The following is a 13,861-nucleotide window of genomic DNA, read 5'->3' on the forward strand; positions in this document are numbered from 1 at the left end:
GAAACAATAAAGGTAATCATTCTAACCATACTGAGAAATAATTTAAATTTCCTTAATTATATCAATAATTTCGCTTGCATTACAAAAAGATTTCATTTAGTATTTGTGTTAACTTACACCAAAGGAGCTTACAAATGAAAAAAACACTTCTCAAGAAATTACTACTCGTTATACTGACTATCGTTATCCTAATACCTCCATTACCGCTGCAAGGGAAAGCTGCTGCAAGTAAAATCACTTCTAAAAAGAATGTTCATTATTCGATGGATATTGTAAAAACAAGCACGACATATAATGTTTTTGGGCATGCACCATATAATACACCGGGCGCGAAAAAGTTAGGGAATTCAGTACAATACATAGGTAAAAAATATCAAGCTGTCAATGAATGGGTCACCGACAATAAACGAACATGGGTAAATTTTAAAGACATGGATGGAAAAACGATCGGTTGGGTGGATAAAAAAGCGATCAAACAAGGCGCCGATTTTCGAAAAATCACTTCTAAAAAAGACGTGAATTACTTTGCTACGATCACAAGGAAAAGTGACGGCATCTACAGTAAAGGGCCACATAACACACCGGGGGCTAAAAAAGTCGGGACATCTGCTCCCTATTATAATTTTAGTTTACAAGTTAGAAGAGAAATCGTAACGGATAATAAAGTCACTTGGCTCAATATTTATTCTTTCATTGGTTCCACCTATAAAGAAGTGGGTTGGATAGATAAAGCGGGAACCAAATTATACACGCCGCTTACATATGTGGACAAACCGGTTTCCTATAAGGTGATCATCGCCAAAGGCAACGATAATATTTACAAAGGAGATTGGAATCCTGTTAACGGATCGGGAACGGAGTACGATATTAACGGCTATATCTCCAATACCGTTCATGTAAGTAAAGAGCGCATCCTGAAATCAAGCGCAGGAGAAACCAAATATTTGCTTATCGAAAAAGATGGAAAACAACTTGGCTGGATAAAGCCGGAACACTTAACGACCTATTTAACAGAAGATTCTAAAGTAGCACAGGTAGAGAACGTGATTCAAACGTATTTAAAATTGAATAACAAAGCGATGAAGATAAATTCGGAAGCATTTGTAAATTTTGCGACCGAACAATTACTAGAGGATAGCGACAATGATTTGGCAGAGCGGGAAGATTATGATATTATCACCGCTTACCTAAGCGAATATCTGCATAAGCACACATCCACCCCTTCTGAAAAAGCATTTCCAGAAGGAGAGCAAACCGAAAGTTCGGTCGACTTAGACGATGATCTGGTAGAAGAACCGATTATCGATGATGAGAATTTGATTACGCCGGAGCCAGATGAAAAAGCAGAAAAAAAGGCTACTATTTCAAGCCGGCAAACAGCTGAAATTTCGGATGAAAAAGACGAGGACAAGTCTCCTTTGATCGCGGAACAAAATACTACGGTCCGTGAGTTAAATCGAATCGCAGAGGAAGAAGAAATCGAGAATAATGATATTGTCGAGAGCGATATTACCGCTTTTAGGGCTAAAGGGTATAACCGGAAGCGGGCGATTGCGTATGCGAAGAAATGGGGGAAGCACAGAAATAAAAATTATCGCCGTGAAGGTGTTGATTGTACGAATTTTGTTTCTCAATGTGTGTATAATGGTCGGATGTCCGAAAAAGTTAAAAAACCTGTGCCGCGTAATATCTACAAAACAGAGTCTTACTGGTATAGTCAACATGTACATCGTTTCGTAAATGTCTGGACAGACTATCACGAAATCGCTGTTTCCTCTTCTTGGATAAATGTGTCTGATTTTGCTGCTTATTGGTCGAAAAGAAAACCGGTGAGGAGTTTTAAAAATGTTAACTCTGCCATTTCTTATGCGAGACCGGGAGATATTATTCAGTTTAAGAAAAAAGGTGGAAAGCGATACTATCACTCGATGATAGCTGTGGAGAAAAGTAATAAGACTTTGTATATGGCGGGGCATACGAAAGATTACTATAAAAGGAATATTAAAAAGGCTCATGAAAAAGGAGACTCTATACGAGTAATTAGATTTTAAATGAAAAGGATGTTAATGATGAAAAAAGTATATGTATATTTATTAATAAGTATAACAATTCTTCTGATTTGGTTCATTTTCTCCGCTTTCCAACCCGCAATCATCATTGGCGAGTCTGATCATTGGAAAGCTACCTATAAACCTAGAAAAGGGGATGCTGCTGATTCGATTAGCTATCCTTGGAACGGGAGAATAACATGGAAAAATAAAGAGGGTAATCTAAAATTATTAGCTGTAGATGGATTGTATGAGGGCGCATACAAAGAGATTCTGGATAAAGATGCCTCCGAAGGAAAATATAACTTTAATGGAAAAGTGATTTATGATCCCGAAACCTTTTACAACGGCCCCGACAACAGCATCAAAGGTATGCGAATCACTTGGCAAGAAAACGGCAAAAAGCATACGGAAACTTTTAAATTCAAACGCAAGAAGCGTCTATTAGTCATGCCACTTCTCTTCCCATTATTTTAGTGAAAATAATGGGATAGCTGTTAAAAAATTATTAGGTTGATTCCTCCGTTAAGAAAGGAAACATAAATGAAAAAATGCTTACTAGTCTGTTTTCTACTTCTTCTAGCCTGGCTGATTTTTTCTGCTTTCCATCCCGCAATCATCATCGGTGAGTCTGAAAACTGGAAAGCAGTCTATAAACCCCGAAAAGGCATGGATGGCGTTGACACGGAGCGTTATCCATGGAGTAGGAAAATAAAATGGCGTCATTCTTTTAGTGAACCGCAAATCGAGTCGGTCGATTTATGGATTGATAATAAGTATGTAAATGAATTAGATAGAGACGCTGCTAAAAAAGGAAATGGTAATTTTAACGGAAAAGTCATTGAGGATACTGAAACATTTTACAATGGCCCAGACAATAGTATCGAAGGCATGCGAATTACATGGAAAGAGAATGGCAAAAAGCAGACAGAATCATTTAAATTTAAGCGGGAAAAACGATTATTTGTTCTTCCGTTATTTTAACGATTTCAAATAGAAAGGAAAAATGAATGAAAAAAATGATGCTATTTCTACTATCTGGCTTACTACTTCTATTAGCCTGGTTCATTTTCTCCGCTTTTCAACCCGCAATCATCATTGGTGAATCCGATAATTGGAAAGCCGCCTATAAACCTCGAAAAGGCATGGATGGCGTTGATACGGAGCGTTATCCATGGAATGGTAAAATAACGTGGCAGAATGCAGGTAGTGAACCAGAGATCGAATCGGTTGATCTATTGACTGATAATAACTATCAGAATAAATATATGAAAACGGATGCTGAAAAAGGAGGAGGGAACTTTGATGGTAAAACATTGACCGATTACGAAACATTTTACAACGGCCCCGACAACAGCATTAAAGGCATGCGAATCACTTGGCTAGAAAACGGCAAAAAACATACAGAATCATTCAAATTCAAACGCAAAAAGCGCTTGTTCGTGATACCACTTCTCTTCCCCTTATTTTAAGCATGCCCCTATATCGACCCAAGCACCAGACACAAGTCTGGTGCTTTATGTATCCCTAAAAATATGGTACGATACAGGTGTGCAACGGATGTGACCAGATTTGGCATATACAGCACGCCTTTTTTAAAAAAATTTTGCCTTGATCGGCAACTGCCGGCAGGGACGAATAGGAGATTGAATCATGAAAAAACCGATTGATTTTTTGGCAATGAAAGAAGCAGGCGAGAAAATAACTATGCTCACTGCTTATGATTACCCGTCTGCGAAGAATGCAGAGAAGGCGGATGTGGATATGATCTTAGTGGGGGATTCGCTAGGGATGGTCGTGCTTGGCTATGATTCTACGATTCCAGTCACGGCTGCGGATATGATCCATCACAGTAAGGCGGTGAGGCGCGGGGCACCCAATACCTTTATGGTAACAGATTTGCCATTTATGACGTATCACGGTTCCATTACGGAAACGATTGCTACTGCGCGGGAAATCATCCAAGCGACGGGAGCAAATGCTGTGAAACTGGAGGGTGCTGGTCAAGTGATAGAAAAAATCACGGCACTTACGGAGGCAGGGGCGCCGGTAGTCGCACATCTGGGATTGACGCCACAAAGTGTCGGTCTGACTGGAAGCTACAAAGTCCGGGCGAAATCGGCTGCGGAAGGTAGCGCCCTTATCAAAAGTGCTTTAGAAGTACAGGCTGCTGGGGCGATCGCCTTAGTTTTAGAAGCGATCCCAAGGCAGCTGGCAAAAGAGATCACGCGGCTGCTTACAATTCCTGTTATCGGGATCGGAGCTGGTCCAGATACGGATGGCCAGATTTTGGTGTATCACGATGTTATTGGTTACGGGATTACGAGAAGAGCTAAATTCGTGAAGGGATATGCAGATATCGACGTACCGATCGAAAAAGCATTGCTGGCATATACCAATGAAGTAAGGGCAGGCACGTTTCCACGCGAGGAGCATAGTTTCAACATGAAGGAAGAAGAAATCAAGGGCTTATACGGAGGCGAGTGACAGCATGGAAGTGATTCGGACTAGAGAAGCGCTCGCAGCGCATATTGCAAAATGGAAAAAGCAGGATAAATCCATTGGCTTTGTACCGACAATGGGATATTTGCACGAGGGACACATGCAACTGGTTGAACGCGCAAAGGCGGAAAATGACTGTGTCGTTATGAGTGTATTTGTCAATCCAACGCAATTTGGTCCTAATGAAGATTTCGATGCTTATCCACGCGATGAAGCTCGAGATATTGCTACAGCAGAAGAAAATCATGTTGATCTACTCTTTATGCCGAGTGCGGAAGAGTTGTATCCGGAGCCGCTTTCGATGAAACCACATGTGGAGCGACGAGTTGCCGTTTTGGATGGTGCTGAGCGTGCAGGTCACTTTGATGGGGTCGTGACAGTTTTGATGAAACTATTTCATTTAATGTCGCCGAACCGCGCGTATTTTGGTCAAAAAGACGCCCAGCAGGTGGCAGTGGTCGAAGGATTTGTTCGCGATTATTTCTTTCCGTTAACGATCGTTGTCGTACCGACTGTTCGTGAGGCGGATGGCCTGGCGAAAAGTTCGCGCAATGTCTATTTATCCAAAAAAGAACGCAGCGAAGCACCGATCATTCATCAAGCACTGCTACTTGGCAGACAGTTGATCGAGAGTGGAGAAACGAATGAGAGCGTGATTGTCCAAGCGATGACAGACAAGATCAACAGTCAAAAAAGCCATGAAAAAATTGCCTACTTGGCGATTTACAGCTATCCAGAATTTGAAGCTGTACATGACTGGCAGGCACCGCTTATTATTGCCGCGGCTGTCAAATATTCCAAGGCCAGATTGATCGATAATGAATTAATAAATAAGGAAGAAGCGATAGCACATGTTTAGAACAATGATGAATGGCAAGATCCATCGTGCCACGGTCACGGAAGCAAATTTAAATTATGTCGGCAGTATCACGATCGATGAAGCGATTCTAGAACAAGTCGATATGTTGCCGAACGAGAAAGTACAGATCGTCAATAATAATAACGGTGCGCGGCTCGAAACGTATATTATTCCTGGAAAACGAGGCAGCGGCATCGTTTGTTTGAATGGGGCAGCGGCAAGACATACCCAAGTAGGAGATACCGTTATTATCATCAGCTATGGGATCTTTACGGCAGAAGAAGTGAAAGCACATCAGCCGAAAGTAGTTGTACTCGGAGAAAATAATATAATTGAACAAGTGCTTTATGAGGAAAAAGCACAAACGACATTAGAATAGTAAAATCCTTATTCCAGCTACTACTCGAAGAAAGGGTACTAGTAGCTGGAATATTTTTACATCGTTCAAAGTTGTTGGAAGGAGAAAGTTATGAAGAGAAAAGAAAAAAGGTATTTAGTAGTAGACTTAGAAACTACTGGTAACCAAGCGAATAGGCATGACCGCATCATTCAGTTTGCAGCAACGCTAGTAGAAGGTTCTAAGCGTTTAGAAACTTACTCTACCTTTATCAATCCGGAACGGGAAATACCGCCTTTTATCCAACAACTGACGGGCATAAAACCAAGTGACTGTTACGATGCACCGATTTTTACGGATGTGGCGCCAATCATTCAAAATCTGCTGGAAGACTGTATTTTTGTGGCCCACAACGTTTCTTTTGACTGGACTTTTTTAGCACGCGAAATGCAGCGGGCAGGTTATCCGCTACCGAAAACGAAAAAACTGGATACGGTCGAATTAGCACGGATCATTTATCCCGGAATCGACAGCTACAAATTGCAGGACCTTTCGGATGAATTTAAATTAGGACATGACAGGCCGCATCAAGCGGATAGTGATGCAGAAGTAACCGCGGACCTGCTGCTCTTGTTATTAGATAAACTGGAAAATCTACCGCTGCCGGTTATTCGCAAAATGGCTACGATCTCGCAATCCTTGAAAAATTATCTGCCGGAATTGTTATTTGAACTGGAGATGCAGAAAGACCGAGAACTGAAGGCATTGCCGGATGAATTAATGGAATATCGTGGTCTCGTCATTCGCAAGAAACCGACTATTTCCGAGCCAGCAGAAAGTAGTAGCTATGTTTTTCCGAAAACGGCGCAAGCAAAAGCAGCGCTATTTGAGCAGAATGGTCTTTCATTGACTAAACGGACAGGACAGTTTGAAATGATGGATGTGATCCAGCAGGCGATCGAGCAAAAGCGACATGCACTTATTGAGGCCGGAACCGGTATCGGGAAGTCGCTTGGCTATTTTATACCGGCTGTTTATCACGCCAAACAAAGCGGCATGCCTGTTGTGATCAGTACTTATACAACGCTCTTGCAGAATCAGCTAGTAGAGAAAGATATTCCCTTACTGGAAAAAATCGTTGGATTCCCGGTTGCTGTGAGTCTACTCAAGGGCAGAGATCATTATCTCAATCTCTTTAAATTTGAACAACTTTTAGAAGAAAATGAATCACAATACGATGTCGTTGTCACGAAGCTAAAACTGCTTGTTTGGCTTACAGAAACAACTACCGGGGATATCAGCGAAGTAAACCTTTCCAGTGGCGGAGAGCTTTTTTGGAATCGGATGAAACATACCGGTTGGTATCTGTCTGCGCAGCATGATCCCTGGCTAGACTATGATTTTTATCGCTATAATTATGAACAAAGCAGACACGCTGATCTATTGATCGTCAACCACGCGCTCCTCTTAGCAGATCATTTCGGCAAACAAGCGATCCTACCTGATTATGAAGTCGCAGTTATTGATGAAGCACATCACTTTGCCGATAGTGCACGCGATCGCGGGACGTTTATTTTGTCCTACCGCAAAATCAAATATTTCCTAAATCAGCTCGGCTCGTTGGAAAAGTATTCGCTGCTGGCTAAAATGGCGATGCTGTTCCCGCAAGCAGAAATGCTTTACGACCTTGATGTCGCCGCTTTTAAATTAGGTGAGGCATCAGAGGAGCTTTTTGTAGTGCTGCAGGATTATGCCAAGCAGACAAAATTGTATCAGCTGGAAAGGGGCCTCATTTCTAATAGTGAAACGGAGCCACTGCCAGACGATATTTTCTATGCTGCTGAAAAAGTATATAAATTGTTACGTGAGGCGGCTCTTCAAATGGACGCGCTGCTAGCAAAAGCAAAAGCCGAAGAAACGAATTGGGATGAAGCAGAGAGCGCCTTCTTAGAAGAGATTTATGCCTTTTTGCTTGATTGGCAAGAAATGACAGACGATCTGGCGCAGATGATCTACCAAAAGGTACCGGTTCAAGCGCTATCTCTGGAAAGCGACAGCAAACGCTCGATCACAAGTATGCGAATCAAATCGGTTCGTTTGGATAATAGCGAACAGCTAAAACAAACCTTTTTCGATCAGAAAAAAACGGTTATTTTGACCTCGGCGACTCTTACGATCACAGGTGATTTTCGCTTCATCTGCCAAAATCTTGGCTTAGAAGAAAGCGAGCTGATAACCAGACAGATCGAGTCCCCGTTTGATTATGAGAATCAAGCGCGAGTGTTGATCCCTACAGATATGCCCCCGATCAAGGATACACCGGTCGATATGTATACACTGCAATTAGCCCGTTACTTGGCAAAAATCGCCAAACGGACGGATGGTCGCATGCTCGTCTTGTTCACTTCCTTTGAAATGTTGCAAAAAACCTATTATCATCTGAAAAGCAGTCATGACCTAGAAACATTCCGCATCTTGGCGCAAGGGGTATCCCCCGGAAGTGTTACACGATTGGCCAAGCAATTCCAAGTTTTCCAAAAATCGATTTTACTGGGGACATCCAGTTTTTGGGAAGGCATCGATATTCCTGGTAAGGCACTTTCTTGTTTAGCGATCGTTCGGCTTCCCTTCGTTCCACTAGACGATCCGTATGCCAAAGCGCAGATCAGCCTGCGGAAAGAGCGTGGTGAAAATGCCTTCCAAACATACTCGCTGCCAGAGGCGATTTTACGTTTCAAACAAGGCTTCGGTCGCTTGATCCGCCGGGAAACAGACCGGGGCATCGTCTTTGTATTCGACAGCCGTCTGGAAACCACAAAGTTCGGAAAAGCCTTTTTAACCTCGATTCCGCAAACACCAGTCATCACGGCAGATGAAGAAGAAATCTTGACGATCACCGAATCATTTTTTAAGGATAGTTAAAATTTTCCGGTTTTAGCTTCAAATCTAGCCTGTCAATTGCTATAATGGAAACAGTATAAAACGCGCCGGAACATTCGGCGAGAAAAGTTATAGAAATGAGCGAGAATATGCAACGAATTCGAACTAAAAAGCAAAGAAGACGCGTGAATAAATGGGTTTATATCAGTATTGCTGCCGTTCTCATCCTCATCGCCTGCTTCCTGCTTTATCTGCGGAGTGCGGACAAGCCCGTTCGTGCTGCTCAGAAAGAGGCGCTGGATCGGATCAATGGGTACGTTACGATCAAAGATGTAAGTCGCTTTTATTTGTATAATGGGCCAAAAGAAGATTATTCTGTTCTAGTTGGAAAGAATAAGGCAAACAAGAAGATCATCGTCTGGGTCCCCAAGAAAAAGTCTGGCAAAGTATTCGTTAAGTATGCAGCAGATGGCATCTCGGAGAAGCAGGCAAGATCGATCATCCACAGCGAAAAAAATCCAGAAAAGATCCTTCATACGAAGCTTGGAATGGAAAATGAAAAAGCCATTTGGGAAGTAACGTATTTGACTGGAAATGGCAACCTTAACTATGTCAACTTATCTTTTGAAGACGGCAAAGTGCTCCATTCAATTGAGAATCTATGATTATGTAGGAGGGAATAACATGCGCACACCATTGTCAAAAAGAATTCAAGAAGTAGCTCCTTCACCCACACTTAGTATCACTGCCAAAGCGAAACAAATGAAAAAAAACGGCATTGATGTCATTGGGCTTGGAGCAGGTGAACCGGATTTCAATACACCTGCGAATATCATTCAGGCAGCTGTGGATTCCATGGAAAAGGGCTATACCAAATATACGCCTTCTGCAGGGATACCAGAATTAAAACAAGCGATCGTCGATAAATTAGCACGCGATCAGCATCTAACATACGAACCAAATCAGATCTTCGTAGGAACAGGGGCAAAGCACGTCTTGTATTCGGTCTTCCAAGCGATTATTGATCCAGGCGATGAGGTTATCATTCCCGGCCCTTACTGGGTGACTTATCCGGAACAAGTGAAGTTGGCTGGCGGTGTTCCAGTGTTTATCGATACCACTTTTGAAGAAGACTTCAAATTGAGTGATGCTCGTTTAGCACAAGCGATCACACCGAAAACGAAAGCTTTAGTTCTCAATTCTCCTAACAATCCTACCGGGATGGCTTATACGAAGGCGGAACTCGAAGCAATCGGAAAAGTTGCTGAAGAACACGGTCTGTACATTATTTCCGATGAGATCTACGAAAAACTTTATTACGGTAACAAACAGGATCTCGTTTCGATCGCGAGTCTCAGTGATAAACTGTATGCACAGACGATTGTGATCAACGGCGTCTCCAAAGCATACGCAATGACAGGTTGGCGGATCGGTTATGCAGCAGCAGCTTCAGAATTGATTGCAGGCATGACAAAACTGGCGGATCATTTGACCAGTAATCCAACATCCAATTCGCAGTATGCAGCTGTGGAAGCCTACAATGGCAGTCAAGAAGTTCCTCAGCAAATGTATCAGGCGTTTGAAGAGCGAATGAATCGTTTTTACCCGCAGTTGGAGAAGATTCCAGGCTTTCGTCCGAAAAAGCCGGCGGGCGCATTTTACTTCTTTATTGAAACTAAAGAAGCAGCGAAGCAAAAAGGGTATGCTTCTGTTGATGCTTTTGTAGAAGGATTACTGGAAGAGGCTCTTGTAGCAGTGATCCCAGGATCTGGGTTCGGAATGCCGGATTATATCCGAGTATCTTACGCCACCGATCCGGAATTATTCCAAATGGCAATTGATAGAATAAATGAGTTTATGAGTAAATAGGGAGTGTAGAATCTGTGAAAATTACAATTAATCAATCAGCTGACTATGTCGGCAAAGAAGTTACGATCGGCGCTTGGCTTGCCAATAAACGTTCCAGCGGGAAAATTGCTTTCTTGCAACTTCGCGACGGTACAGGATTCATGCAAGGCGTAGTCGTGAAAGCAGAAGTTGGCGAAGAGATTTTCCAAGCGGCAAAATCTTTGACGCAGGAAACAAGCTTATATGTGACCGGCATAATCAACGAAGATACCCGTTCGCCGTTTGGCTACGAGATTGCCGTGAGCGGAGTCAAAGTGATCAGTGAATCGCATGATTTCCCGATCACACCAAAAGAACATGGCACCGAGTTCCTGATGGATCATCGTCATTTATGGCTGCGCTCCAATCGCCAACACGCGATCATGAAAATCAGAAACGAGATCATTCGTGCTTCTTATGAATTCTTTAACAATGAAGGATTCATCAAAATCGATCCACCGATCTTAACAGGAAGTGCACCAGAAGGAACAACAGAATTATTCCATACGAAATATTTCGATGAAGATGCGTTTCTTTCTCAAAGTGGTCAGTTGTATATGGAAGCAGCCGCAATGGCATTCGGTAAGGTTTTTTCATTCGGACCAACTTTCCGTGCTGAAAAATCTAAAACAAGACGTCATTTGATCGAGTTTTGGATGATCGAACCGGAAATGGCTTTCTATCAATTAGAAGACAGTTTGAAAGTACAAGAGCAGTATGTTGCTTTCTTAGTAAAAGCAGTACTTGATAATTGCAAACTAGAACTAGAGCGACTAGGCAGAGATGTGAGCGTCCTTGAAAGCATGACTGCTCCATTCCCGCGTATCACATATACAGAAGCAATTGAAAAGTTACATGAACTTGGATTTGATGATATCGAATGGGGAGATGACTTCGGGGCACCGCATGAAACAGCGATCGCAGACAGCTTTGAGAAACCAGTGTTCATCACCCATTATCCAAAAGCAATCAAACCATTCTATATGCCGGAAGATCCAGACAATGAGCAAGTAGTCCTTTGTGCTGATATGATCGCACCGGAAGGTTATGGAGAAATCATTGGCGGCTCTGAACGGATCCATGACTTGGGTGTTTTACTAGAGCGGATGAAAGAACATGAATTAGATGAAAAAGCCTATAGCTGGTACATCGACTTGGCACGCTACGGCTCCGTACCGCATTCCGGTTTTGGATTAGGATTGGAACGTACCGTCGCTTGGATATCTGGAACGGAACATGTTCGCGAAACGATTCCATTCCCTCGTTTGCTGAACCGACTTTATCCATAAGTGAAAGCAAGGGATCCGCGATGATCTCACAAATGCAAGAAAAAAAGATTCTAATTATTTTTTCTTAATTTGACAAGGTAATCGCGGGTTACCTTGTTTTTTTATGCCTCCTTTATATTTTTCCAGCTGGAATCATGGTATAATTTCACTGTGAGGTGTGCAAAATGGATGAAAAGGTATTAGAAAATTGGATAGCGGAGGGAAATGTTTCTTTTCCGCAGGTATTATTAAAAAACTATACGAAATTAGGATTGAATGAGCAAGAAATGATGTGTATCCTGCAAATTCAATCTTTTGCAACCGATAAGGAAAGTTTTCCGTCTATGGAAGATATTGCTGCGAGAATGTCGCTTTCTGCCGCTCAGGTCATGGCGATCGTGGATGGCCTAATGAAAAAAGGGATTTTGACGATCGAACAGAATGCGTCGCAAGCTGTTATTTCGGAAGCCTTCAGTCTGCAGCCGCTCTGGAAAAAACTGAGCTTGTTATATTGGAATAAGGAAGAAGAGGCAAAAGTTGCCTCGCAGCAGCAAACGGAGGTCAATCTGTATACGATTTTTGAAGCCGAATTTGGCCGTCCGCTCTCTCCAATGGAAGCAGAAATGATCAGCAGCTGGTTAGATCAAGATGGGCTGAGCAACGAAGTGATTCAAGAGGCGCTGAAAGAAGCTGTGATTTCGCAAAAACTCAATTTCCGGTATATCGATCGTATTTTGCTGAATTGGACGAAACAAGGCGTGAAAACCTCTCAAGATGCGAAAAAAGTTTCCGAAAACTTTCATAAGTCGAATGGACAGGAAGAAAATACAGAAGTGAAAAAAAGCGATGGTTCGATCCCGCTTTATGATTGGCTGGAAAAAAGAAAAGGATGAGGGCATAGATGTTAACCAAACAACAAACGATCATGTGTATAGAGGAAATGGAGCGCATGTTTCCAATGGCGCATTGCGAATTGGAGCATCGTAATACATTTGAACTGCTAGTGGCTGTTGTCTTATCTGCACAATGTACGGATGTACTCGTTAATCGTGTGACCGCCTCGCTATTTGAAAAATATCATCGGCCGGAAGACTATCTGGATGTTTCTGTAGAGGAGCTGATGGATGATATTCGGTCGATCGGTTTGTACAAAAACAAAGCAAAAAATATCCAAGGCTTATCGCGTAAACTGCTAAAAACGTTTGACGGTCAAGTACCGGCTACGCATGCGGAACTAGAGAGCCTGCCGGGTGTGGGCAGAAAGACGGCAAATGTCGTTTTGTCAGTGGGATTTGGTATCCCTGCGTTGGCAGTCGATACGCATGTGGAACGTGTCAGCAAGCGACTGGCGATCTGTCGCTGGAAAGATTCGGTTACCGAAGTAGAACAAACATTGATGCGTAAACTTCCCAAAGAAATGTGGTCAGACGCGCACCACGCGATGATTTTCTTTGGACGCTATCACTGCAAAGCTAGAAAGCCGGAGTGCCAAGTATGTCCGCTGCTTTCGATTTGCAGAGAAGGAAAGAAACAAGCGAAAGTGAGGGGCTTTGATGGCTGAACAGGCTTATGCATTTGAACTGCAGCATCCGGCATTTCCATTCCCAAGTGCAGAATGGCAGGAAATCGATCCGGAATCTATTTATGTAAGCGGCTTTCCATTCTGGCAAGAACATCAATTTTTCCGCGAAGGAGCGGGTGTGATGCCATGGAAAGAGGATAAAGCAAAAGCTTGCCGCAAACTAGCGAAACAAGCGAGCAGCGTGGCGGAAGTCATTCAAGCAGCTTTTGAGGCAAAAGAAAAACCCGAATCTATAACAGTACGGGACGGATTGGGCTTGTTTTTATCGATTTTATTTTGGAGCAATGGGCGTCCTGTGCAGTTGCGGGAACTGGATAAACAAATTGCGACCCTTGAGATCAAACCGATGAATATCGAAGAACGGCTGACTTATATTTTAGAGAATGGACATACCTATCCGGGATTCAAACAGTGGGAAGAATTGCTTTTAGAACAGCGCAAACTGATTGCCAAACAATAATAAACGCCCTAGGCGAGAGAAGTGAACTTCTTTTGCCT

General features: G+C 42.7%; 14 protein-coding genes. All 14 read left to right on the forward strand.

Annotation, left to right across the window (positions count from 1 at the left end; translation table 11 throughout):
* Positions 1 to 134 precede the first annotated feature (134 nt).
* The 14 genes from HMPREF0556_RS10580 (at position 135) to HMPREF0556_RS10645 (ending at position 13,823) form a co-directional block, all read left to right on the forward strand.
* Positions 135 to 2,051: a GW dipeptide domain-containing protein gene (locus HMPREF0556_RS10580; protein ID WP_003758438.1), complete on the forward strand. Its 1,917-nt coding sequence runs from the start codon at positions 135 to 137 to the stop codon at positions 2,049 to 2,051.
* Positions 2,052 to 2,069: 18 nt separating this feature from the next.
* Positions 2,070 to 2,525, forward strand: a complete 456-nt coding sequence (locus HMPREF0556_RS10585) for a hypothetical protein (RefSeq protein WP_139028105.1) — start codon at positions 2,070 to 2,072, stop codon at positions 2,523 to 2,525.
* Positions 2,526 to 2,591: 66 nt separating this feature from the next.
* Entirely contained in the window at positions 2,592 to 3,032 is a 441-nt protein-coding gene (locus tag HMPREF0556_RS10590; protein ID WP_003758441.1) for a hypothetical protein, read from the forward strand.
* Between the two features lie 26 nt (positions 3,033 to 3,058).
* Positions 3,059 to 3,520, forward strand: a complete 462-nt coding sequence (locus HMPREF0556_RS10595; RefSeq protein ID WP_003758442.1) for a hypothetical protein — start codon at positions 3,059 to 3,061, stop codon at positions 3,518 to 3,520.
* Positions 3,521 to 3,701: 181 nt separating this feature from the next.
* Positions 3,702 to 4,535 (forward strand): 3-methyl-2-oxobutanoate hydroxymethyltransferase, encoded by an 834-nt coding sequence (panB, locus tag HMPREF0556_RS10600; protein ID WP_003758443.1) that lies wholly within the window; start codon positions 3,702 to 3,704, stop codon positions 4,533 to 4,535.
* A gap of 4 nt (positions 4,536 to 4,539) precedes the next feature.
* Positions 4,540 to 5,409, forward strand: a complete 870-nt coding sequence (panC, locus tag HMPREF0556_RS10605; RefSeq protein ID WP_003758444.1) for a pantoate--beta-alanine ligase — start codon at positions 4,540 to 4,542, stop codon at positions 5,407 to 5,409.
* Positions 5,402 to 5,788, forward strand: coding sequence for an aspartate 1-decarboxylase (panD, locus tag HMPREF0556_RS10610; RefSeq protein WP_003758445.1), 387 nt, complete (start codon positions 5,402 to 5,404; stop codon positions 5,786 to 5,788). Before panC ends, panD begins: the two co-directional genes overlap by 8 nt.
* Positions 5,789 to 5,878: 90 nt before the next feature.
* Positions 5,879 to 8,668 carry an ATP-dependent DNA helicase DinG gene (gene dinG, locus HMPREF0556_RS10615; RefSeq protein WP_003758446.1) on the forward strand — a complete coding sequence of 930 codons (2,790 nt, stop codon included), beginning with the start codon at positions 5,879 to 5,881 and terminating at the stop codon, positions 8,666 to 8,668.
* A 107-nt stretch (positions 8,669 to 8,775) separates the two neighbouring features.
* The gene (locus HMPREF0556_RS10620) at positions 8,776 to 9,291 is read left to right on the forward strand and encodes a cell wall elongation regulator TseB-like domain-containing protein (protein ID WP_232020851.1); all 516 of its coding nucleotides are present in this window, start codon (positions 8,776 to 8,778) and stop codon (positions 9,289 to 9,291) included.
* A 19-nt stretch (positions 9,292 to 9,310) separates the two neighbouring features.
* Positions 9,311 to 10,495, forward strand: coding sequence for a pyridoxal phosphate-dependent aminotransferase (locus HMPREF0556_RS10625; RefSeq protein ID WP_003758448.1), 1,185 nt, complete (start codon positions 9,311 to 9,313; stop codon positions 10,493 to 10,495).
* A 14-nt stretch (positions 10,496 to 10,509) separates the two neighbouring features.
* Positions 10,510 to 11,802, forward strand: a complete 1,293-nt coding sequence (asnS, locus tag HMPREF0556_RS10630) for an asparagine--tRNA ligase (protein WP_003758449.1) — start codon at positions 10,510 to 10,512, stop codon at positions 11,800 to 11,802.
* 164 nt (positions 11,803 to 11,966) lie between these two features.
* The gene (locus tag HMPREF0556_RS10635; RefSeq protein ID WP_003758450.1) at positions 11,967 to 12,674 is read left to right on the forward strand and encodes a DnaD domain-containing protein; all 708 of its coding nucleotides are present in this window, start codon (positions 11,967 to 11,969) and stop codon (positions 12,672 to 12,674) included.
* Between the two features lie 8 nt (positions 12,675 to 12,682).
* The gene (gene nth, locus HMPREF0556_RS10640) at positions 12,683 to 13,342 is read left to right on the forward strand and encodes an endonuclease III (RefSeq protein WP_003758451.1); all 660 of its coding nucleotides are present in this window, start codon (positions 12,683 to 12,685) and stop codon (positions 13,340 to 13,342) included.
* The gene (locus HMPREF0556_RS10645) at positions 13,335 to 13,823 is read left to right on the forward strand and encodes a YpoC family protein (RefSeq protein WP_003758453.1); all 489 of its coding nucleotides are present in this window, start codon (positions 13,335 to 13,337) and stop codon (positions 13,821 to 13,823) included. Before nth ends, HMPREF0556_RS10645 begins: the two co-directional genes overlap by 8 nt.
* The last annotated feature ends 38 nt before the right edge of the window (positions 13,824 to 13,861 follow it).

The organism is Listeria grayi DSM 20601 (assembly GCF_000148995.1).
Classification (GTDB): domain Bacteria; phylum Bacillota; class Bacilli; order Lactobacillales; family Listeriaceae; genus Listeria; species Listeria grayi.